Genomic DNA, 21,614 nt, shown 5'->3' with positions numbered 1-21,614 from the left:
GGAAATGTGTTATTTATTGTAAAGGTTTTTAACAGCCTCGCAAATTTCGGAAGAAGTAAAGGGCACACCTTTAATTTTGTTGAGCGGCGTGGCGTTTACCTGAAATTCATCGCGGATGAGTTTGATGAGCTGGCCGTTGTTTATTTCGGGCACCAGCACATGGTCGTAGCGCGCAATCATTTCGCCGAGGTTTTTGGGGAACGGGAAAAGATAGCGTACATGTGCGTGTGCGGCGTCAACGCCTTCGCTGCGCAAATCATTGAGTGCGGTTTTTACAGAGCCGTAGGTGGAGCCCCAGCCCAGCACCAGCACTTTGCCTTTCTCCGGGCCGCTGTCGAGTTGTTGGGCAGGAATGTAGTCGGCAATGCGGGCAATGCGTTCGGCGCGCATTTTCACCATGTACTGGTGATTTTCGGGGTCGTAGGAAATATTGCCCGTGTCTTTTTCCTTTTCAATGCCGCCTACACGGTGCTCAAGTCCGGGTGTGCCGGGAATTGCCCAGGGGCGCACTAATTTTTCGTTGCGCTTGTAGGGCATGAATTTTTCGCCGGGAGCGAGTTCGTTTTTGGCAAAGCGCACTTCAATAGGCTTCAGGTCGTCGGCTTTCGGAAACTTCCACGGTTCGGCACCGTTGGCAATGTAGCCGTCGCTGAGCATAAACACCGGCGTCATATGCTCAATGGCAATGCGCGTGGCTTCGTAAGCCACTTCGAAACAGTCTGACGGTGTTGACGAAGCAATCACCGGCACGGGGCATTCGCCGTTGCGGCCGTAGAGCGCCTGCAGCAAATCGGCCTGTTCGGTTTTTGTAGGCAGGCCGGTGCTGGGGCCGCCGCGTTGTACGTTTATGATTACCAGCGGCAGTTCGAGCATGGCGGCGAGGCCAATGGCTTCGGTTTTAAGCGCAATGCCGGGGCCTGACGAAGCTGTTACGCCCAGATTGCCGCCAAACGAGGCGCCAATGGCCGAGGTGATGCCGGCAATTTCGTCTTCGGCCTGATAGGTTTTTACACCAAAGTTTTTATGCTTCGAAAGTTCGTGCAGAATGTCGGATGCCGGTGTAATAGGATAGGTGCCGTAGAACAGCGTTAGTCCGCTCTTTTTAGCTGCGGCAATAAGTCCGAGCGCAATGCCTGCATTGCCGGTAATGCTGCGGTATGTGCCTGTTTCGAGCGTAGCTGCTTTTACCTCGTAGCGGGTCATGGGCTGCTCAATGGTATCGCCGTAGTGATAACCGGCGGTAAGCACTTTGGTGTTGGCTTCCACCAGTTCGGGGCGTTTGCGGAACTGCTCGCGCAGGAAATCGTTAATCGAATCGAGCGAGCGGTTGTACATCCAGCACACAAAACCGAGCACGAACATGTTCTTCGAGCGGTCGGTTTCCTTTGTGCCCATGCCCGATCCGGCCAGTGCGGTGCGGGTGAGTTTGGTTACATCAATTTCAATGACACGGTAACGGTCAAGCGAACCATCGCGCAGCGGATTTACGCCGTCGGGGAATTTTGCCAGTTTGAGGTTTTTGGGATCAAAGCCATCGGTGTTGGCAATAATGGTTCCGCCTTCGCGCAGCTGGCGCAGGTTGGCTTTGAGGGCGGCGGCATTCATCACCACAAGCACATCGCAGGCATCGCCGGGCGAGTGGATGGCAACGCTGCCAAAATGCACCTGAAAGCCCGATACGCCTGCCAGCGTACCTTGCGGGGCGCGAATTTCGGCGGGGAAGTTGGGGAACGTGCTGATGTCGTTTCCGTGAAGGGCCGCAGCGGTGGTAAACTGCGTGCCGGTGAGTTGTATGCCGTCGCCGGAATCGCCGGCAAAAAGTATAACAACGCTTTGTTTTTGTTCCTGAGTGGCCATTTTACAACAGCTATAACAAACAAAAAAAGGTTTCTCCTTTGGAGGATGAAACCTTTTTTGCAGTTTTTGTTTTCATTTTGAGTAGGCCGGATATTCCGGCAGCATATTTACGAGGCCGCCCAAGGCTTAGTTTTGTGCGGCAGCGGTATTCAGGTTAACAGCTTCCACGGCTTTCACTTCGGGCGCTGCGCGGCGCACGGCCTCTTCGATACCGGCTTTAAAGGTCATCATGTTCATGGAACATGAGCGGCAGGCTCCTTCGAGTTCAAGCCGCACGATATTGTCTTCGGTAACTTCCACAAGGCGAACATCTCCGCCATCGGTTTGAAGGAAAGGGCGCAGTTGCTGAAGCGCATCTTCAATACGGGCTACAAGTTCGGCAGGCTGAGTGAGCGACATGGCTATTCTGTGAAATGTGGTGCAAAAGTACGAAAAATCAGCTTACGGCTTCGGTTCTGGCGGTGTTTGCATTAATCATGGCCACCTGCCGTACCACGTTTCCTGCCATTTCGAGCAAAGCCTGTGCCTGTGGCGTGGTTTGCTGCAACACAGCAGGGCGGCCTACATCGCCGGCCTCGCAAATGCTTTGTACAAGCGGAATCTGACCGAGCAGCGGAATGTCCATTTTTTCGGCCAGTGCCACCGCACCGCCCTGTCCGAAAATGTAGTATTTGTTTTCAGGAAGCTCGGCAGGCGTAAACCAGGCCATATTTTCCACAATGCCCAGCACAGGTACATTTACCGTGGGCATGCGGAACATGGCAATGCCTTTCTGCGCATCGGCCAGCGCCACATTTTGCGGGGTGCTCACCACAATGGCGCCGGTAAGCGGCAGCGAACTCACCAGCGAGAGGTGTATATCGCCGGTGCCGGGCGGAAGGTCCACAATCAGGTAGTCGAGCTCGCCCCAGTCGGCATCATTGATGAGCTGGTTAAGGGCTTTTGTAGCCATCGGCCCGCGCCAGGCCACAGCCTGATTTACATCGGAGAAAAAGCCGATTGACAGGATTTTCACACCGTAGCTTTCAACCGGCACCATGAGCTGGTGTCCGTTTACATTGGTAAGCTTGGGCTGTTCGTGCATCACATCAAACATAATGTGTGCCGAGGGGCCGTAAATATCAGCATCAATCAGCCCCACTTTTGCGCCCTGCATGGCCAGTCCGGCCGCAAGGTTGGAGGCAATTGTTGATTTGCCCACACCGCCCTTGCCCGACGAAACGGCAATGATGTTGCGCACGCCCGGCAGCACAGGGCCGTTGCGGCGGCTGCTGGTGTTGGCGGTCATGTGTACGTTTACATTGGCATCCTTGCTTACATAATACTTCACCGCATTTTCGCAGGCGCGTTGTATCATGTCTTTCATGGGGCAGGCCGGCGTGGTGAGCACTACGGTAAATGATACATCATTACCGTTTACTACCACATCCTGCAACATGCCCAGTGTTACTATATCTTTCTTCAGGTCCGGATCGTCCACATTGCGGAGCGCATCAATAACCTGTTCTTTGGTAATGGCCATAAAGCTGAATTTTATGCAAAAATACGCAGCCCTTGCCGAATGGTGGTTGTGTGTGGAACGAATATTGCGGTTTGCTGCTATCTTTAATCCTGATCGTTGTCAGCAAACCATGCATAACCGTTTCCGTTTTTTCGCCACAGGCATTTTGCTTCTGCTGCTTTCCGCGCAGGCTGTGGCACAGAAGCAATACACCATTCACCTGAGTTTTGATAAAATTTATCTCGACGGCGATTCGGTGGTTTTCCGCGCACCTAAAATTTTAACCCTGCGCACGGCTGCCCGCACCGATACGCTTGAAGTAGCTAAACTCCGCAATACACCATTAGCCTTTGTGGCTGATGTGCGCAAAGTGATGCGCGGCAAACAAAGCGTTACGCAAATCGGTTACGCATTTTTCAAAAAAGTGAACGGCCGCTGGCAACTCATCCGCCATTTTGGTTACACTGATCGTTACAGCCTGCTGGCACCTCCGCCGGGCTTTGCACAGAAATCGGCTAAACTAAAGCCGCGCGAGGAATATCATTGCGAGTATGGTGTGCCCGTACAGTTTGCTGCGTGGTTTCGGATGGATGTATATTGGTCGTAACTTTGCGGCATGTCGCAAACCATGCTGGCTTTTTACAGGGCCTGGATTCAGTTTCTCTTCTTCATTGTACCAGACAAGGCGGCATTTCGTGTGCTGATGCTTTTTGCCACGCCGCGTGTACGCAAATCGCGTGAACGTGAAACGGAGGCGCTTTCACAAGCCAGGGCTGCTGATATGGAGGTTGATGGTAAACGCATACGCACCTACACCTGGGGCAACGGCGCGCCCGCTGTGCTGCTTATGCATGGCTGGGAAGGGCAGTCGGGCAATATGGGTGGTGTGGCGCAGGCACTGGTGGCAAAGGGATACACCTGCATGGCGTTTGATGCGCCTGCACACGGAGCCAGCGAAGGGAAACGCTCCACACTTTTTGCCTATTCCAAAGCAGCCGGCGAAATGCTTGCGCGTTTTCCTGAAATTTCGGTGGTAATTTCGCATTCGTTCGGAAGTGCCACTGCAGTTTATACACTTGCGCGTGTACCGCATCAGGTAAAAAAGCTTGCATTACTCAGCACACCCGATAGTTTGCCGGATACGTTTGAAGAGTTCTACGACCTGCTTAAACTCAAAGCCAGCCAGCGCGAGCGCGTGTATCGTTTTTTTGAAGCCAATTTCCATCACAAAGTAAACGAGCTTCAGGTAAGCCACGATATTTCTTTAATCAACGTGCCGCAGGCTGTATTGCTGCATGATCGCAACGACTCACAGATTCCGTTCAGGAGTGCAGAAAAGGTTGCAGCTTCCTGGCCGGAGCTGAAACTGATACCACTACAGGATGTAGGGCATTACCGCATGTTGTGGAATGAAGAGGTAATTAATCGCGCTATTGCCGAACTCAGTCTCTGAGTTCAATTACTTTTTGCGCATCCACGCAGGTTTTTTTGCAGCCACGTGTTTAAACACCGCACAGTTTTCAGTATGCGCGCCGGAAAGATATCCGGTACTCATCAGAAATTCATTTACAATTTCACCACCCGTAAACCGGAAGGTTTTCTTAAAAATTTTCACCCATTCCTCTTTTGTTTTCGGGTGATGAAGGTCAATCCAATTCTTAAACGAACCATGTTCTTTCTGAAGCTGCAACACCACATTGGCGTTGTGTATGGCGGCATCAATCTTCAGCCGGTTGCGGATAATTCCGGCATCGTTAAGTAAACGCTGCCGGTCTTTCTCGCCATATTTTGCAATACGTGCTATGCTGAAGTTGTGGTAGGCTTTTTCAAAATTTTCTTTCTTGTTTAATATCGTTGTCCACGACAAACCGGCCTGATTGATTTCAAGAATCAGACGCCCGAAAAGAGCATCATCATCGGGCAGCGGAAAACCATATTCGTGATTATGATAATGAATGTGCGGGTTACCGGAACTGGGATCCAGCGTTTTTACAAAATCACAGTAGGTAGCAGCCATGTCAGAGTTTCAATTCTTCGGAAGGATCCCAGAACAGTTTTTTGAAATGAATCACCTGATCGTTTTGCACCACCACACCTTCATTTTCTAGGAGTTCCTGCATCAGGTTGGGATGGCTGAAATGATGTTTGCCGGTAAGCAAGCCCTGCCGGTTTACCACACGGTGCGCCGGTACGGGCGAGTGGTGGCTGTGCGAACTGTTCATGGCCCAGCCCACCATGCGCGAAGAACCTTTTACACCGAGATAGTTGGCAATGGCTCCGTAAGTGGTTACGCGGCCAAACGGAACGAGGCGGACCACTTCATAAACCATATAAAAAAAGTCGTCGTGGTTTTTGGTTTTCATGCGGCAGCCGGATAAACAGGTGAGGTTGTTTCGTCGTTTCCACTCTTAAAATACGAAACAACGGGCAGCCTTGTACTATCCATTTTCTGTATTTCATTTAGCTTGATACCGAAATACAGAAACGACGGGCATTTTAACGCTTAAAAACTTATTAGCCCCGGTTTGTTCATTTCTCGAACAGCCGCAAACGACTCCCTCCCATTTGTGAAAAAACGCAACTGTTTTATGTTACTTATGCTGCAAGCAGTCGCCCGGCAGCCCAATACATTTCGGCTTTTGTTTTGGCGTATTTGGCCTGCGTTTCGTAGTACTTTATTTGTGCGTTGATAAGAGCAGTTTCGCGTGTATTTACGAGGAAGAACGAGCTTTCTCCCGCATCAAACCGCCGTTGTTCACCATCGCGCAGCAACTCTGCATTGCGCACCTGTTGTTCCTGTAAACGCAACTGTTGTTCCAATGCGAGCCAGTTGTTGTACACCTGATTGATCTCGGTAGTAATGTCGCGTTGCATTTGCTGTTTTTCATAGGCTACCTGCTGCTGTTTGATTTCGGTAAGAGCCAGTTTGCCGCGCTCCTGTCGCAAAAAAAGCGAATAGCTGAACGTAATGCCATATTTGTAGTTGTTGGCATAATACTGATCAGTTACCGCCATGCCAAACCCGGTGGCTTCCTTTGCCAGCATGTTGTATTCGAAGTTGAGTTTCGGCTTCAGCTTATCGGCCTGATAACGGCGCTCAATGGCAAGCTGACTGGTTTTTACATCGAGCTTCACAATTTCGGGGTGACGCATTTGTGCACTCATCACAAGGTTATTCAGGCTGTCAACAGGAAGTCCGCTTATTTGTGTGCCTTCGGCGGCGGGCAATACTTGTGGTGTAAGTTCAAGCGGTGTGCCATCTTCACTCCAGAGGTGATTGGATACTTTGAGCATGGCGTTGTTGTAATCAGCCAGTGCCTGTATGCGCTGGTTGTCGCGGTCCTGCACGGCAATTAATGCTTCCACGGTATCAATCACAGGCAAATCACCAAACAGCGCACGTGATTGTACTGCTTTAAAGCGATTGAATGCCAGCGTATAGCCTTGTTCGAGCAATTGCAGGCGGTTCCATGCAAAGTACCAGTCCCAGTAATCTTTGGTAGCCTGCAACAGCAGTTTGTTCACCATTTTAAGCTGATCGGCTTCGGCGAGCATGGGGAGCAACTGTGCCTGCTTAATTACATTCCGGCGTTCATCAATAATCAATCCCTGGCCGAGCGGCACACTAATGCCCGCATACCAAAGGCCCGACGAAGGGGTGCGGATATCGGAAGACACATATTGCCCGGTGTTTGATTCGAACCCGGCTTTCAGATCCACGCCAACCCATGTGGGTGCTTTCAGTGTATTGTCCCACATGGTGTAGTAGCGCGAAGAGGTAAGTTCTTTTTCGCCCAGCGTAGAGGATAGCTTCGGATCAAGCATCCCTCTCGACATGCGGAGTTCGGCTTTGGCAGCTTCGCTGAATGTGGCGGCTTGCTTTACTACCGGGTGGCGGTTTGCGAGCAATGCATAAAAATCGCGCAGCATCATTATACCGGCTTTCATGCTGTCGGCTGCGGGGGCATTGCTTTGTTGTGCATAAGCAGCAGGTGTGTGTGTACTGTACACAATTATTGCCGCAGCGAGCACACCGGCCACACGAAAAAACCAGCGTTTGGGCGATTTTTTTGCTACGAGATATGAATTACTCTTTGGCATCATCATTTTTAGTGGCTGCATCTTTGGCTTTTTTGTAATCTTTATCTGCTTCCTCTTTCAGGTCGCCCATGTAGTCGGGTGGGAAGCCATTCATCTGCCGCCAGAGTTCATACCATACCGGTACGTCTTTCAGCATGGCCCAGCCATATACACCCGAACCCACGCGCAGTTGTTTGGGCCAGGGATCGTCTTCCGGGTCAGGAATAACAAGGATACGATACTGACCTTTGGTGTCGATATTATCAATCACCGCCACCACACCGCCAAAGGTACCGAAACTGTAATTGGGCCATCCGTTAAACACCAGTGCCGGCCATCCGTCGAACTGCAAACGTACTTTCCGGCCTTTAGCAAGCAGCGGAATATCCATTGGTTGCACGTAAAGCTCAATAGCCAGTTGTGCGTTGGCAGGCATAATGGTGGCAATTACATCGCCTTCCTTTACCGTTTCGCCCATACCTTGCTTTTTCACCTGCACCAGATAGCCGTCTTGCGGTGCCATCACTGCATAGAAGCCTTGTCGCAGCTGCATACTCCGGTATTCCACATTAAGTTTCGAGATTTCGCCCTGGGCTTCGTACTCCGATGAGAGTGCAGTGTTGAGTTCCGATTCGGCTTTCGAAATTTTATCGAGATACTCCGCCTCAATGGAGCCAAGTTCAATTTGTGCGTTCAGTTGTTCGTTGCGGCTGATGAGCAGTTTGTTTTCGGCCGAGATGCGTTTGGCCTGTGTTTCCTGCACTTTCAGCCGGCGCCGCTCAAGATCGGTTAGTGAAATGAGGTCTCTCTTGAAAAGCGAATCGGCCCGGCGTTGCTGCACCACAGCAATTTCATAGTCTGCAAATGCAGCAATTACATCGGTGCTGTCGCTAATTACTTTTAAACGGGCCTGCCGCATTTTGTTTTGCGCTTTTTGTGTACTCAACTGCTGGGCCGATTGCAGTGCACGGATTTGTGTAGCCAAGGCACCTACTTTTTGCGCATACGACTCGCGCGAGCCCTGCTTGGCAGTAATTTGTTCGGCCAGACGCTTTACAAGATTCGTGTCAAGAAATTTTTCTTTTACCTCAGTCAGTCGCACAATCGTATCACCTTTCTTCACAAACTGCCCTTCCCGCACATACCACTGGGCAATCTGACCGGCAATAACGCTTTGTAATTCCTGCGGACGATCCTGTGGCGCATACGAAGTAATTTTTCCGTAAGAACCTATGTTCTGCGTCCATGGCAGAAACATGCAAAGTATGAGTACAATTAAAATACCCACGCACCACTGTGCCACACGTTTACTCAAACGTGGGTTACGCACCATGGCCACCGCCTGAAAACGTTTGCGTTGAATCAGGCTTTCTCCAATATCATCGTGTTGTTGTGCCATTTCCGTAGCTTATTTTATATAAAGAAGTGATTGCAGTTCGCTATTGCTGCTGAGGTTTTCCCAGCTTCCTTCTACGCTCAGACTGCCATTGTTGAGCAGCAGAATACGTTCGCATTTTTGCATGATAAACGGATCGTTGGAAATAAATATCACAGTCCAGGTTCTGTTCATGCTGAATAAATGATTGAGTACTCTTTCTTTTTCACTGCGCTCCACGCCAAGCAGAAAATCGTCGAGCAGCAAAAGACGTGGATTGGAACAAATGCTTCGTGCAAGAATTATTTTGCGCATCACACTGCCGGGTACACGCTGGTTTCCTCCCACAAGGCGTGTGCTCAGGCCTTCGGGTAATGTATGCAGCCACTCGGTAAGGCCGGCAATGTTTATAGCCTCAATTACATCGGGAAGCATTACCTGATGGCGGCCCAGCGTAATGTTTTCAAGCACGGAGCCATCAAACAATTCTTCCTGAGCCACATAATCGCCTACCTGTGCAAGCAAACTTTCGCGGTCGAGATCCCGCAACGGTATGCCGTCATAAGTAATCACGCCGTTCCATGAGTTCAGCAAGCCCAGCATAATATTTACAAGCGAAGTTTTTCCCGAACCATTATGTCCTGATATACAGATCCGCTCACTGGCATTAATTTTAAACGAAAGCTGATTCAACACAGGTCTTGCTCGGTCTGGGAAACGATAATACAAATCCTGAACCTGAATACTGATGCCCTTGTTCGTGTCCTGACCCGGCATTCGGATATGACCTGTTTTGTCGATGGGCAAATCAGTTACATGTGCAATTTTGTCAATGCTTGTTAGTACATCATAAACCGTATCCAGTTTGAGAATTATTTTTTCCACCGCAGCCATGATAAGAATGATCACAATTTCGGATGCTACAAACTGACCAATGTTTATCTGCTTTGTTACAATAAGAATGCAACCCGCTACCAGCAAACCACCTGTAATAAGCGTTTTGAAAAGCACAAAACTTACATATTGAGTAACCAGTACCTTGAAGTGTTTTTTCCGGGCGGCGAGATAATGTGTTACCAAACCATCGGTGCGTTCCATCGACAGGTTGGTTTCACCTGCAAGTTTAAAGGTGCTGAGTCCGCGTGCAAGTTCTTCGAGCCAGTTGGCGATACGGTATTTGTATTTCGATTCCTTGATGCTGGTTTCCAAACCGCGCGGGCCTGTGAAGCGCAAAATGAGGAACAGGCAGAAGATAAGCACTACGCCAAGTGTAATGAACACCGAGTTGTAAAGCGAAAGCAGCAGCAGACCAAAAATGATTTGCAGCACCGCCCCCGAAAACTCAAGTAAAAGAGTGGCTAAGCCTTTTTGCAGAGTAACAATATCAAAAAAGCGGTTTACCAGTTCGGGCGGGTAATCTTTAAGTACCGATTCAATGCGCACACGCGGAATGCGGAAGGCAAACTCAAAAGCGGTTTTTGTGAATATGCGCCGCTGAATATGTTCGGCAAGATACAGCTGCATAATCTGAAGCCCGCCGCCGATAAGCAATGCCAGCACAATAACCACAATGAGTACAATTACCGATGTGGCGATACGCCCGCTCGATACAAAACCGATAATGGTTTGTACACCCAGGGGAAGTGTAAGACCGATAAGGCCTACAATTACCGCATAGATAATGATGTACCAGATTTCGCGGCGTTCATAGCGTACCAAACGGCCAAAGCGACGCATAAGTTCCCAGCGCACCGGCGTTTCAAGCGTTTGTCCGTTTTCATCATACTCACTGAACAGCGGTTTGTTCGGGTAGCAGGTGCTTACTACAGCGCACGAACTGCCATCGCGCATAACCCGATGCAGCTTTCCAGGGAAATCGGCAAATGAATGAAAAGGCTTCTGCTCAACCGTATCCTGGTGAACGATGTGCATTACCGGATTGCCCTTTTTGTCGTGGGCAACTACCACAGGTGTAATGGCTTCATTTACTTCGCAGATAAACAGGGCAGGGTAGTATGCCGAGTTGAACTGTGTCATAAATTCATCTTCAGCAACTTCGTCGCGCAGAATAACAAGTTCGTTTCTTTTGGCTATCTGTACAAAAGCATCCAGAAATGATTCGGGTTTCGAAAGCCGTTCGCCGGTAAACACAACCTCCGTATCGCGCAGCAGATAATCTTCGGGTTGAAGGTCGTAGGCACGAAGTATAACAGACAGGGTTGAACGGATTAGTTCTGGTGTGGTCATTTTGCGTGTTGTGCTTTAGAGGCTTTGTGTGTGATACAGCTATAAAGAATGTGTTCGAGCAGGCCGGTTAATGATTTGTTTTCAGAATCGTTCAGCCTCACTTCTGTAAACTGCGGAAAATGTTCGGCATACCACCGTTGCTGATGAGCCTGCTGTATGAGCAGACCGGCCAGCGCACGCGGGTAGGGGTACAATGGATTTACAGCATGAATATAATCGGCAATGCGTTTGGTAAATACTTCCTGATGCGCGTAGGCACGGGCCGATGTATGTTCGCCGGCAAGTTGCAGTTTTCCCCATTCTTCCACCACAAGCCGCTGAAGTAGTTTTTCATTTATCCAGGGGGTCATAGCCCCTGTATCCGTACTGCCCGCCAGCACCTGCAAGGTCAGCTCAAGCTGCTTTGTGCTTTGCGTAATGTTGTTGGTTTTAAAGCTCACTTTATAGTCGAGCCACGCCCAGTACCAGGCTACCAGATAACCAAGTAATTCGTGCTTGTTGTGGAAATAACGATACACCGAGGCTTCGGTAGAATTGCTGGTGCGGGCCAGTTTTGAAAATGTAAACGCTTCCAGCCCCAGTTCATTCAGCATTTCTACCGCATCTGATAACAGCCTGCGGCCCAGTTCTGTTTCCTGCGGATCACGTAAATACAACCTGTTGTCAACCACAATTCGCACAAAGGGCAATTGCGGACAAAAGTTGTCGTGCATTTTACCATTAGGGTTTACCCCGACTGATGTTTGTTTTTTTGCCACCTTGATTATTATTTCACTACAAAAGAACAACCAACAAGTATAATAGTTTTACTATTATTGATTAAATGGTTATTAAAGCAAATTAAAGTAGTTTTAAGGTGCTGAAAATGAGTTTATTGTGATTTTTGAGTTGAGTTAAAGCCAGATTAATAAGTGGTAAATCCTGACTGTTAGATGAACATGCGCTGTTGGGCCGGTGAAAAGTTTACACAGGTAATAATAATGCCGCCGGGTGTAAACAATAACTTAATACACCATTAACAATCACCACAGGCTGCACATCTAATTTCGCCGGCATGCAATTGTCTCCTTCTGCAGGTCGTGATTTTTTTCGTTTATTAATTGCCGACAGTGATCGGGATATGCTTCAGGTGTTGAAGTCAGCTACTGAAATGGCTGGTTATGAAGTGAAGACGGTTTCATCGGGTCAGGAGGTGCTTGAGCAGGTTACGAAGTTTATGCCCCATTTGATTTTGCTGGAAGTATCGTTAAATGGCACAGATGGTATTGAAGTGTGTCATGAACTTCGTCAACAGCCGGGGCTTAACCGTGTACTTGTTGCTTTTTATACCTCACGTAACGAAGATTATACGCAGATTGCCGCATTCGAAGCCGGAGCTGATGATTATCTGCTCAAGCCGGTAAAATCGTCGGTACTCCTGGCACGTATTGGTGCATTGCTGAAACGTCACCGAGGCACCGAACGGCAGGGGAAAATTGTAAGCGGCTCATTAGTGCTGGACCGCGAACGTTATCTGGTATTCCGCGATCAGCAGGAAATTATGCTGGCGCGTAAGGAGTTTGAGCTGCTTGCTTTGCTGCTTGCCACACCGCGCAAGGTTTATACCCGCCAGGAAATTTATCGTGAAATATGGGGTGGTGAGTTTGGCGAGAAAAACCGCACCATTGATGTGCACATCCGCAAACTCCGCGAAAAAGTGGGCGATCAGTATATCAAAACCATCAAGGGAATCGGTTACGCATTTGATGCGGCCTGATTTCAGGTGCCAATTTCAAAGCCTGTTTTTTTCAGCTCTTCCCAGAAACCGGGATACGACTTTCGAACCACATCGGGATCGTTTATCCTTAGTCCGTTCATCCGCAGGGCAAGCGGTGCAAACGACATTGCCATACGATGATCCTTATAGGTATCTATGGCTACAGAAGCTGGCAGGGGCGAGGTTTCTGTAATTTCTAGGCTGATGTTGTTTGCGGTGGTGCGGATGTTGAGTTTGCCGAGTTCGGTCTGGAGTGCGGCAATGCGGTCAGTTTCCTTAATGCGAAGTGTTTGCAGTCCGTTGAGCAGCGTGGGCATACGAAGTCCGGCAGCAATTACCGAAACCGACTGGGCAATGTCGGGACAGTCTTCAAAATCAAATGCAAAATTCAGGCAGTGACTGCCAGCTTTACGCAGGCGCAGGCCGCCGTTTTCAAAAGTGGCCGAGAGCCCCCAGAAAGGTGCAAGATCCGCCAGCACACGATCGCCCTGCAGGCTGTTTTCGTGTAAACCAGCCAGTACCAGATCAGCCTCCCGGGCCAGCGCCGCCATTGCAAACCAAGGCGCAGCTGCGCTCCAGTCGCGTTCAATAACCACCTGCGTATCTTCGGTCGAATAGGCCTGCGGACTTACTGAAAGCACGTCATCGTGCCAGAGTGCCGCTGCGCCATACCGTTCCATCAAACGCATGGTCATATTGATGTAAGGCACCGAAACAACCTCGCTGGTGAACCGGATCACAAGCCCGTTGTGAAATACTGGCGCGATAAGCAGGAGTGCAGTCACAAACTGACTGCTTACATTGCCGCTCATCATCACTTCGCCGCCACTGAGTTTTTTTCCGGTAATCCTGAGCGGGGCATAGCCTTCCCGGTCAATGTATTCAATTTCAGCCCCCAGTTGCCTCAGCGCATTTACCAGTTCGCCAATGGGCCTTTCCTTCATACGCTCAGAGCCGGTAAGTATGCGCACACCGGGCGTAATAGAAAACAGGGCCGTGAGAAAACGCATGGTCGTTCCTGCTGCACCTACATCATATACATCACTGCTGTTTTCCTGTTTCGACTGAAGTATGAGTTGTTGAAGGGTTTGCGAATCTTCAGCCTCACTCACAGGCAAAGTATCGCAGTTGTTGCCCAATAGCGCGCTGATAATGAGCAGGCGGTTACATTCGCTTTTTGAAAGCGGCAACTCAACTGTACCTTGAAGGATGCCTGTAGGATGGCGCAGGGTGACGAACTTCATAATTATGCCGCAAAACGGCTGTGCTATATTACGAAATCTGTGCGGTATTGGTTCATTGCGGCAATTAAATCAGCCGCGTTTACTTCGATGCCGCAAACTGGTTTTCCAATTGCAGTGAGTAGGGAAAGCCTGATGCTGCCGTCTTCATTTTTTTTATCGTGGCGCATAAGTTCCACCAGCCTGTCGGTAGCAGAGGCGTCAAAATGTACATGCGGGAAGCGTTGCGCAATTTGTGCCGTTATTTCGGCAGCCTGCAACGCATCCAGACCTGCGTATTTCACGGAAAGCAATGTTTCGCAAATCATGCCCGCTGCCACGGCTTCGCCGTGGAGCAATGTACTTTGTGATTGTTCAAGAAAAAACGTTTCGAGCGCATGCCCCACGGTATGGCCGAAATTCAGCACACGGCGCAGGTCTTTCTCAAACGGATCGGCGTCAGTTACGGCCTGTTTAATTGCAACTGAACGGGCAATAATTTCTTCCCAGTGTTCGGCATTGGCCGGATCAGTAGTGCAAAGCAGCTGCCAGTATGCTGCATCGGCAATAAGTGCATGCTTGAATGCCTCTGCAAAACCCGATAGCAGTTCGCGTTTGGGCAGTGTGTGCAAAAAATGCGGATCAATAAATACGCCCCGGGCATGCGCAAACACACCCACTTCGTTTTTCAAACCATCCAGATCAATTCCGGTTTTTCCTCCACAGGCCGCATCAATCATGGCCAGCAGTGTGGTGGGAACATTTACAAACGCAATGCCGCGTTTATATGTGGCGGCCACAAAACCGCCCAGATCAGTAATTACACCGCCGCCCAGATTCACGATCAGGCTTTTCCGGTCGGCACCCAGTTCGCCCAATACGCGCCACACCTGCGTGCACACTTCAATGTCTTTGTTTGCTTCACCGCTTTCAAGCTCAATAATTTCGGCACCTTCCAGATTGGCTGTTTCGTGCATGAGCCGGGGCAGGCAATTGCTGAGTGTGTTTTCATCCACCACAATAAAAATACGGGAGAATGAATTTGCCGAAAGGAAAGCGTCAAGCGATTCGTATGCGGTTTCTGAGCCGATTACGGGAGGGGGGATGCTGTTGATTTGATTCACGGTGCAAAATTACATAATAGATGCATTTCAGGGCTGTTTGGTTGTGCCTATGATCAGGTTCTGTTGAAGTTTTGCGGCCAAAGAGGCATAAATCGTAAAAACTGCACGAAAGATAAGTTTATGGCCCGGTGAAAACCGTTATTTTTGCCCAGCTCCAAGACAAGCTGCATGATTTCATTCGACAATACAGCAGTGGCATTTTCCGGTAAATCGGATGCTGATCTGCGTCGCTCTTACTGGCTGTTCCGTATGATTGGCAGCCCTGTTTTTGTAAATATTGGCAAAGCCCTTGCTACGTTTGCAATCAATTTCCGGCTTCCGGTTAAAGGAATTATCAAGGCCACTATCTTCAAACAGTTTGTAGGTGGTGAAAACATTGAAGAATGCAGCCGTACTGTTGCCGAACTGGGTAAGTACAAAGTGGGCACCATTCTCGATTATTCGGTTGAAGGGAAAGAGTCGGAAACCGATTTTGATCATGGTGCAGAAGAAATTATTGCCACGGTTAACCGCGCCCGGAACGATGCGAATATTCCTTTTTGTGTATTCAAAGTAACGGGCCTTGCCAGGTTTGCCTTGCTTGAGAAAGTAAGTGCCGGCCAAACACTCTCTGAAGATGAAGCCGCCGAATGGCAGCGGGTACATAAACGTGTAGAAAAAATATGCACCACTGCCCGCGATGCGCACAAACCGATTTTTATTGATGCCGAGGAAAGCTGGATTCAACAAGCCATTGACGATCTGGCCGATGATATGATGGAGCTTTGCAACAAGCAGGAAGCTATCGTTTACAATACATTCCAGCTTTACCGCAAAGATCGTCTGGATTTTCTCAAAGCATCGCATCGGAAAGCCTCAGAAAAAGGCTATTTCATTGGCGCAAAACTTGTGCGCGGAGCCTATATGGAGAAAGAACGTGCACGGGCTTCGCAAATGGGCTATGCTTCTCCCATTCAGGATACAAAAGAAAACAGCGACCGCGACTACGACCTTGCCGTGCGCTTCTGTATTGAGCATATTGATCGTGTGGCGCTTTGCGCAGGTACACACAATGAAAACAGTTCGCGCCAGCTTGCTGCTTTGCTTCACGGAAAGAATATTCCGCACAATCATCGCCATGTGTTCTTTTCGCAGCTTCTTGGCATGAGTGATCACATCAGTTTCAACCTCTCGCATGCCGGATACAATGTAGCAAAATATGTTCCCTACGGGCCTGTGCGCGATGTGTTGCCCTACCTCATCCGCCGTGCTCAGGAAAATACAAGCGTAAAAGGCCAGACCGGCCGCGAGCTCAGCCTGATTATCAAAGAAAAGGAACGGCGCAAAAACAAATAAGGGAATACCCGTGAGGTTATTCCCTTATTTACATGTGTACATCTTTTGTTTACGCGAGAGGCATATTCAGCAACTCTTCCATCTTCTCCTTCATGTCTGCACCTTTGGCAAGTTGTCTCGGCGCTATACGCTGATGCGCAAGGTCGATCTCGTATTCAAGCAGCCATTGTGCATGGTTTTGCGCCAGTTGTGAAATGCTTGAGGCAATATATTCCGCCTCTTCGTTGGTCATGGTGGGGTGTACGGAAAGTCGTATCCAGCCCGGCTTCTGAGAAAAGTCGCCGTGTGTCACCATGCTCATAATTGAGTCTGACTGTTGTTTGTTTACATCAAACAGGAAGTGCCCGTAGGTGGCAGCGCAGGCACAGCCTCCACGCACCTGTATGCCGAATTTATCATTCAGCAGTTTTACGCCGTGGTTGAAATTAAGCCCGTCAATATAAAATGAAAGTACGCCAAGCCGGTCGGCATGCTGTGGAGCAAGGAAGTGAAGATTAGGGATACTGCCGAGCCTGTTCCAGAAGAAATCAACCAGCTCATGCTCGCGGGCAAGAATGTTTTCGGTGCCCATTTCTTCCTTTAGCTTGATGCAGAGTGCTGTTCGTATGGTTTGCAGAAAAGCAGGTGTGCCACCGTCTTCACGCTCTTCAATCGAATCGTGATAGAGCCTTGTGCCCCAGGGGTTGGTCCATGTAACCGTGCCGCCTCCGGGATGGTCAGGTACGTGGTTTTTGTAGAGTTTTTTGTTGAAGATAAGCACACCGCTGGTGCCGGGTCCACCCAAAAACTTATGTGGCGAAAAATAAATCGCATCAAGATGTGCACCATCCTCTTCGGGGTGCATATCTATATTTACATAAGGTGCCGAACAGGCAAAATCTACAAAGCAGTAACCACCTGCGGCATGTATCTGACGGGCAATTTCCTGATAGGGCGTAATAATTCCGGTTACATTGGAACAGGCCGTAATGGCTGCTATTTTCAGCTTGCGTGATGCGTATTTTTTCAATAGCTCACCCAATGCATCGGGATTCACAAGACCGTTGTCTGTGGGTGGAATGATAACCACTTCGGCAATCGTCTCAAGCCAGCTTGTCTGGTTTGAATGATGCTCCATGTGTGTAATAAATACCACCGGCCGCTCATCATCATTCAGTTTGATTAACGGCGCATATTGTTCATGCACACGCATGCCCAGAATACGCTGCAGCTTATTCACCGCACCGGTCATTCCGCTGCCGGCAATAATGAGTATATCTTCTTCGGCGGCATTTACATGTGCACGAATTACTTCGCGTGCTTTGTGGTAAGCATGTGTCATGGCCGTGCCTGTTGCATTGGCTTCAGTATGCGTATTGGCTACAAATGGCAAAATTTCTTCGCGCATTCGTTTTTCAATAGGTGCATACATCCGGCCGCTGGCAATCCAGTCGGCATACACAATCGGTAAAACCTTACCACAGGGAGAAACGAAGGTTTGGTCTATACCAATAATATTTTGCCTGTAAGGCAGAAAATGGGAAGAAGTATTCATGTGTCCACTATTGAGGTCAACAACGGTTGTGGCATCCGTTTGTTGGTTGTTGAGTGTGTTTAGCCGAATAAAAGTAGAAAAATATTCAAAACCACACTATTTTTATTTTTTGGGGAGCGCCAGCCTGCCACCCCGCCAATCTTCTCAGGCAGAATTTTATTCTCCTTTTCCGTTCCTTTTGTCTTTATCCTGCTTCTGTTCTTCTCCTGTAAAGCAGCTTCATTCATTGGTTTTCCGTTTACAAAGCCAGCAGATGATTTCAGCGTTTAGCGCAAAAAAAACTCCGGCGCAATAATTTATTGCGCCGGAGTTTTTTGTAATGCAGCTTAGTGTTGCTTAATAATACGTTGAATGTGCCTGTGGCTGCCGTTCTGTACCTGGATCAGATAGATGCCCTGCGACCATGCTGCCGCCGGGAGTTGTATGCGTTGTCCTTCAGCAGAAGCTATGCGCTGAGAAAAAACGGTGCGTCCGGCTACGTCGGTAATTGTAATTACAGTTTCTTCACCGCTTTCGGTACCGCTGATTTCCAGCATCGGATCGCTGCTGAACGGGTTGGGCATTACATTCACCACAAGTCCGCCGGTTGCTGTTGAAGCAAGTCCTGTACATACTTCCACAAGTACATTGCTGGTAACTGAAGTGCTACAGTTGCTCTGGTCGATATAGGTGTATGTGAGCGTGTGTGTGCCAATGCCTGCCGCCATCGGGTCAAACATATTATTGGTTACACCCGGGCCGCTGTATGTGCCGCCTGCGGGCTGGCCGCCGCTAAGCGCGAAAGCAGAGAGAGAGAGGCAGGTTGTGTCATACGCTGCGGCAGAGTATTGCACGGCGGGATTGCCAATGGTGGCCGTAACCGGCACGCGGGGGCCAATGCAATCGGGCAGGGTGAGTGTCCAGTTATAGAGGTAATAATAAAATGCCGAACCTGCTGATGAGCCTGTGATGCTGAGTACATTATTCAGCGTGTAGGGATAGCTGGCTCCCGCATTGTTTCGGTAAAGATTCATTTGCGTGCCGCCAATGCGGTAGCTGCCGGGAGTGAGGGGCAGGTTCACGTTTACGGTTTGTACACCTGAAGCCGGAACGGCCACTGTAACCTGCTGAAGCTGGTTGCCGGTATTGTCCCACAACGTGAATGTGCGGTTACCCGCAGCCCCTGCATTTACCACGGCTGTAGAAAGTGTACAGGGCTGGTAAACGGTAAATTCAAGGTACTGTGTAGAGGTGTTGTTATGCTGGCCGCCGGTGCCGAAATTGTTGTTGGCAGGGCCGGCATTGCCCGGAGCTTGTGCCGTTTGTGCCTGCACATAGTAATTGGTGGTGGTGCTGATTACCGGTGTGGTAAAGGTGTTGCCCTGTGCAAGTGATGTGCCGCCTGTGGGCTGAGCAAACCAATACAATGTGCCGGGGCCGCTGGCGCCAAGTGTAACCGTGCCCGGATCGCAGCGGGAGGCTGGTGTGGCTGCGGGTGCCGCTGGCGGATTGATGCTGATGTAATTTGTTTGCAGAATCGTATCGGTGCCACAGGCGCCGCTGCCAATGAGCTGTACGGTATAGGTGCCGGGCTGTGTGTAGGTGTGTGTAGGACTGAACTGTGTGCTGGTGTTGTTATCGCCAAAGTTCCATACGGCATTGCTGATGTTTGTGCTGGTGTTGGTAAAGTTTACCACAGCAGGCACAGTACAGGAAGCCGTCAAATCAGCACTGAAAGAAGCCGCAGCCACGGCTGAATACGGACCACCCACGCCGCAGGCATACCAGGCATTTGCAGTAGCCGTTACTTCGGGGGTGCATGCACCGTAAAGATCCTGAGCCGACTGTATCGCGTAGGTGCGGGCATCGGCATATTGTGAAGTGTTGATGAGATACACCGTAAGGTTGCGGAATGCAATGGCCGAAGCTTTGGTGATACCCTGGCCGGTTACATTAAATGCATTGTTCAGGTCGTTGGTGCCGCTGCCTCCCTGACAAAGCAGGTAGTACCAGTAGTTTTGTACACCGCTGTTGGTGTGTACGCCTCCATTATCGGCGCTGCCGGTGTAGTAGTTCGTGCCGTTGTAGCAGTCGGGATCGCCATACTGGTTCGGGTTGCTCATGCTGCGCAGCGGTGTGCCGGCAGGCACGCTTATTTCTTCGCCCATGAGGAAGTTGGCCGAAGCGGGCTTGGCGTAAAACTCAATGGCTGTTCCAAAAATATCAGAGAATGATTCGTTGAGTGCGCCTGACTCGTAGGAATAATCAAGGTTTGCGCTGTACTCCGTAACGCCGTGCGTAAACTCGTGGCCGCATACATCAAGGCTGGTGAGCGGGTTAAAACCACCCGGCGATTGACTGCCGTCGCCATAAGTCATGCGCTGGCCGTCCCAGAACGCATTGTTGTAATTGGTGCTGTAATGCACATACGAGTACATGGCAAAGCCATTGTTGTCAATACCATTACGGTTGTGCTGCGAGGTGTAGTAATCGTAGGTTTCTTCGGCACCCCAGTGTGCATCATAAGCCACATTGTCAACTGTGCTTGTCCATGTGGTGGTGGTGCTTGTAAAATCAGTGGCGCTGCCGTAGTTGGTGCCGTTGTTCATGTCGAGTGTAATTACACCCTGGCCGCGGCCTGCTTCACGCAAACGGTAAGAGCTGGCCGAAACCTGATCGCACACAATCGGCTGATTGCCGCTGTAACGGGTGTTTGCCGTAGCATTCACATCGGCGTGACAAATGCGGTCAATTTCATGCACAATTTCGCCGCTTGTGGCATCCACGTATATGTAGCGACGGCTCAGCGGCGCATCGGCATAAACGTCAAATGCCCATACTAAACGCATATCGCGTGTGTAAATATCACCGCGAGCAGCAGTCACCATCAGTTCACCCATCGGATAATAGGTGGCGTTGGCATTTTTATTCAATTGCTTAAGCAGGGCTTCCTCTTCGGGCATTTCCCATTTGTAGCGTTGTGCACCAATGTGTGAAAGCGCACGGCTCAGCGCAAGTCCTGCATCAATAACCGGCGTGGTTGACACACTCAGGTGATCGAAAAACATGCCGTTTACTGATTCTACACGGCCGTTGCGTTCGTGTACAAGATATTCACCTCCTTTTACCTTCACGCCATTCAGGTACTGCTGATAACGGGTGTGGGTAAAACCAAGGGCATCGCGCTCAGTGCGGTACTGTTGCCAGGTGTCTTCGCTGCGCAGCTGAAGCACAGGCTTCAAAACAGTAAAAATCTCGGTGCCGGTATATTTTGCATCATCCGCAAAACGAACAAAAGAAGGCACCTGCGACTGGCGGTTTATAACCACATAGGAACTTCCCGGACAGATTTTAGAAGCCTGTGCACCGGAAAACTCCTGTTGTGACTGCGCATTGAGCGCGGCCGAAGCTGTAAACAGCAACGTACCTAGTAAACGAAATTTCTTCATTGTGGACTGGTGTGGTATTGGTGTGTTGGTCAGGTAATTAAAGCGTTACTAATATAGGGAGTACAGCACGCAAATTCCATACGCAATTACTAGGTTTTTATGGTATTTGACCTGAGCTCACAATAAAGATGAACGAATAACCGGAGATTTTGGTTTT

General features: G+C 49.6%; 18 protein-coding genes. 4 read left to right on the top strand and 14 right to left on the bottom strand.

What is annotated here, in order from left to right; translation table 11 throughout:
• Nucleotides 1-9 precede the first annotated feature (9 nt).
• The 3 genes from IM638_08895 to IM638_08885 all read right to left on the bottom strand — a co-directional run bounded on the left by IM638_08895 (nt 10) and on the right by IM638_08885 (nt 3,379).
• Complete coding sequence (locus tag IM638_08895) at nt 10-1,857, bottom strand: 2-oxoacid:acceptor oxidoreductase subunit alpha (GenBank protein ID MCA6363143.1); 1,848 nt, start codon at nt 1,855-1,857, stop codon at nt 10-12.
• A gap of 126 nt (nt 1,858-1,983) precedes the next feature.
• Complete coding sequence (locus IM638_08890) at nt 1,984-2,256, bottom strand: NifU family protein (protein ID MCA6363142.1); 273 nt, start codon at nt 2,254-2,256, stop codon at nt 1,984-1,986.
• Between the two features lie 37 nt (nt 2,257-2,293).
• Nucleotides 2,294-3,379, bottom strand: coding sequence for an Mrp/NBP35 family ATP-binding protein (locus IM638_08885; protein MCA6363141.1), 1,086 nt, complete (start codon nt 3,377-3,379; stop codon nt 2,294-2,296).
• A gap of 13 nt (nt 3,380-3,392) precedes the next feature.
• Here IM638_08885 and IM638_08880 point away from each other — a divergent pair, with 13 nt between their 5' ends.
• Nucleotides 3,393-3,965, top strand: coding sequence for a hypothetical protein (locus tag IM638_08880; protein MCA6363140.1), 573 nt, complete (start codon nt 3,393-3,395; stop codon nt 3,963-3,965).
• Nucleotides 3,966-3,974: 9 nt separating this feature from the next.
• On the top strand, nt 3,975-4,811 hold the full coding sequence (locus IM638_08875; GenBank protein MCA6363139.1) for an alpha/beta fold hydrolase: 837 nt from the start codon (nt 3,975-3,977) through the stop codon (nt 4,809-4,811).
• A gap of 6 nt (nt 4,812-4,817) precedes the next feature.
• Here the strand turns inward: IM638_08875 and IM638_08870 are convergent, their stop codons facing one another.
• The 6 genes from IM638_08870 to IM638_08845 form a co-directional block, all read right to left on the bottom strand.
• Nucleotides 4,818-5,375, bottom strand: coding sequence for a DNA-3-methyladenine glycosylase I (locus IM638_08870; GenBank protein MCA6363138.1), 558 nt, complete (start codon nt 5,373-5,375; stop codon nt 4,818-4,820).
• 1 nt (nt 5,376) lies between these two features.
• Complete coding sequence (locus tag IM638_08865; protein MCA6363137.1) at nt 5,377-5,721, bottom strand: MGMT family protein; 345 nt, start codon at nt 5,719-5,721, stop codon at nt 5,377-5,379.
• Between the two features lie 232 nt (nt 5,722-5,953).
• On the bottom strand, nt 5,954-7,480 hold the full coding sequence (locus IM638_08860) for a TolC family protein (protein ID MCA6363136.1): 1,527 nt from the start codon (nt 7,478-7,480) through the stop codon (nt 5,954-5,956).
• Nucleotides 7,446-8,837, bottom strand: coding sequence for a biotin/lipoyl-binding protein (locus tag IM638_08855; GenBank protein ID MCA6363135.1), 1,392 nt, complete (start codon nt 8,835-8,837; stop codon nt 7,446-7,448). The genes IM638_08860 and IM638_08855 overlap by 35 nt, the downstream gene beginning before the upstream one ends.
• 9 nt (nt 8,838-8,846) lie before the next feature.
• Nucleotides 8,847-10,550, bottom strand: coding sequence for an ATP-binding cassette domain-containing protein (locus tag IM638_08850; GenBank protein MCA6363134.1), 1,704 nt, complete (start codon nt 10,548-10,550; stop codon nt 8,847-8,849).
• A 506-nt stretch (nt 10,551-11,056) separates the two neighbouring features.
• Complete coding sequence (locus IM638_08845; GenBank protein MCA6363133.1) at nt 11,057-11,773, bottom strand: TetR/AcrR family transcriptional regulator; 717 nt, start codon at nt 11,771-11,773, stop codon at nt 11,057-11,059.
• Nucleotides 11,774-12,114: 341 nt separating this feature from the next.
• Between IM638_08845 and IM638_08840 the strand changes: the two genes are divergently transcribed.
• On the top strand, nt 12,115-12,816 hold the full coding sequence (locus IM638_08840) for a response regulator transcription factor (protein MCA6363132.1): 702 nt from the start codon (nt 12,115-12,117) through the stop codon (nt 12,814-12,816).
• A 2-nt stretch (nt 12,817-12,818) separates the two neighbouring features.
• Here IM638_08840 and IM638_08835 read toward each other — a convergent pair whose 3' ends face one another.
• Together IM638_08835 and aroB are read right to left on the bottom strand one after the other, a co-directional pair.
• Nucleotides 12,819-14,060, bottom strand: a complete 1,242-nt coding sequence (locus IM638_08835; protein MCA6363131.1) for a 3-phosphoshikimate 1-carboxyvinyltransferase — start codon at nt 14,058-14,060, stop codon at nt 12,819-12,821.
• A 23-nt stretch (nt 14,061-14,083) separates the two neighbouring features.
• Complete coding sequence (gene aroB, locus IM638_08830) at nt 14,084-15,160, bottom strand: 3-dehydroquinate synthase (GenBank protein MCA6363130.1); 1,077 nt, start codon at nt 15,158-15,160, stop codon at nt 14,084-14,086.
• Nucleotides 15,161-15,328: 168 nt separating this feature from the next.
• On the opposite strand from aroB, the gene IM638_08825 reads away from it, so the two are divergent.
• Nucleotides 15,329-16,495, top strand: a complete 1,167-nt coding sequence (locus IM638_08825) for a proline dehydrogenase family protein (GenBank protein ID MCA6363129.1) — start codon at nt 15,329-15,331, stop codon at nt 16,493-16,495.
• Nucleotides 16,496-16,544: 49 nt separating this feature from the next.
• Here the strand turns inward: IM638_08825 and IM638_08820 are convergent, their stop codons facing one another.
• The 3 genes from IM638_08820 to IM638_08810 form a co-directional block, all read right to left on the bottom strand.
• On the bottom strand, nt 16,545-18,029 hold the full coding sequence (locus IM638_08820; GenBank protein ID MCA6363128.1) for an aminotransferase class V-fold PLP-dependent enzyme: 1,485 nt from the start codon (nt 18,027-18,029) through the stop codon (nt 16,545-16,547).
• A 59-nt stretch (nt 18,030-18,088) separates the two neighbouring features.
• The gene (locus IM638_08815) at nt 18,089-18,256 is read right to left on the bottom strand and encodes a hypothetical protein (protein ID MCA6363127.1); all 168 of its coding nucleotides are present in this window, start codon (nt 18,254-18,256) and stop codon (nt 18,089-18,091) included.
• A 99-nt stretch (nt 18,257-18,355) separates the two neighbouring features.
• Nucleotides 18,356-21,457 carry a M4 family metallopeptidase gene (locus IM638_08810; GenBank protein ID MCA6363126.1) on the bottom strand — a complete coding sequence of 1,034 codons (3,102 nt, stop codon included), beginning with the start codon at nt 21,455-21,457 and terminating at the stop codon, nt 18,356-18,358.
• Nucleotides 21,458-21,614: the final 157 nt, after the last annotated feature.

The organism is Bacteroidota bacterium, assembly GCA_020402865.1.
In the GTDB taxonomy this organism is placed as follows: Bacteria; Bacteroidota; Bacteroidia; order Palsa-965; family Palsa-965.
The sequence above is the reverse complement of the archived record's forward strand: the minus strand, read 5'-3'. Positions and strand labels throughout refer to the sequence as shown.

Coding starts and splice junctions, on each gene's coding strand:
- IM638_08825 (MCA6363129.1), top strand. CDS start 15,329: ATGATTTCATTCGACAATACAGCAGTGGCATTTTCCGGTAAATCGGAT.
- IM638_08855 (MCA6363135.1), bottom strand. CDS start 8,837: ATGGCACAACAACACGATGATATTGGAGAAAGCCTGATTCAACGCAAA.
- IM638_08880 (MCA6363140.1), top strand. CDS start 3,393: ATGCAAAAATACGCAGCCCTTGCCGAATGGTGGTTGTGTGTGGAACGA.
- IM638_08870 (MCA6363138.1), bottom strand. CDS start 5,375: ATGGCTGCTACCTACTGTGATTTTGTAAAAACGCTGGATCCCAGTTCC.
- IM638_08895 (MCA6363143.1), bottom strand. CDS start 1,857: ATGGCCACTCAGGAACAAAAACAAAGCGTTGTTATACTTTTTGCCGGC.
- IM638_08810 (MCA6363126.1), bottom strand. CDS start 21,457: ATGAAGAAATTTCGTTTACTAGGTACGTTGCTGTTTACAGCTTCGGCC.
- IM638_08875 (MCA6363139.1), top strand. CDS start 3,975: ATGTCGCAAACCATGCTGGCTTTTTACAGGGCCTGGATTCAGTTTCTC.
- IM638_08840 (MCA6363132.1), top strand. CDS start 12,115: ATGCAATTGTCTCCTTCTGCAGGTCGTGATTTTTTTCGTTTATTAATT.
- IM638_08865 (MCA6363137.1), bottom strand. CDS start 5,721: ATGAAAACCAAAAACCACGACGACTTTTTTTATATGGTTTATGAAGTG.
- IM638_08835 (MCA6363131.1), bottom strand. CDS start 14,060: ATGAAGTTCGTCACCCTGCGCCATCCTACAGGCATCCTTCAAGGTACA.
- IM638_08885 (MCA6363141.1), bottom strand. CDS start 3,379: ATGGCCATTACCAAAGAACAGGTTATTGATGCGCTCCGCAATGTGGAC.
- IM638_08850 (MCA6363134.1), bottom strand. CDS start 10,550: ATGCGTCGCTTTGGCCGTTTGGTACGCTATGAACGCCGCGAAATCTGG.
- IM638_08815 (MCA6363127.1), bottom strand. CDS start 18,256: ATGAATGAAGCTGCTTTACAGGAGAAGAACAGAAGCAGGATAAAGACA.
- IM638_08820 (MCA6363128.1), bottom strand. CDS start 18,029: ATGAATACTTCTTCCCATTTTCTGCCTTACAGGCAAAATATTATTGGT.
- IM638_08890 (MCA6363142.1), bottom strand. CDS start 2,256: ATGTCGCTCACTCAGCCTGCCGAACTTGTAGCCCGTATTGAAGATGCG.
- IM638_08845 (MCA6363133.1), bottom strand. CDS start 11,773: ATGCACGACAACTTTTGTCCGCAATTGCCCTTTGTGCGAATTGTGGTT.
- IM638_08860 (MCA6363136.1), bottom strand. CDS start 7,480: ATGCAGCCACTAAAAATGATGATGCCAAAGAGTAATTCATATCTCGTA.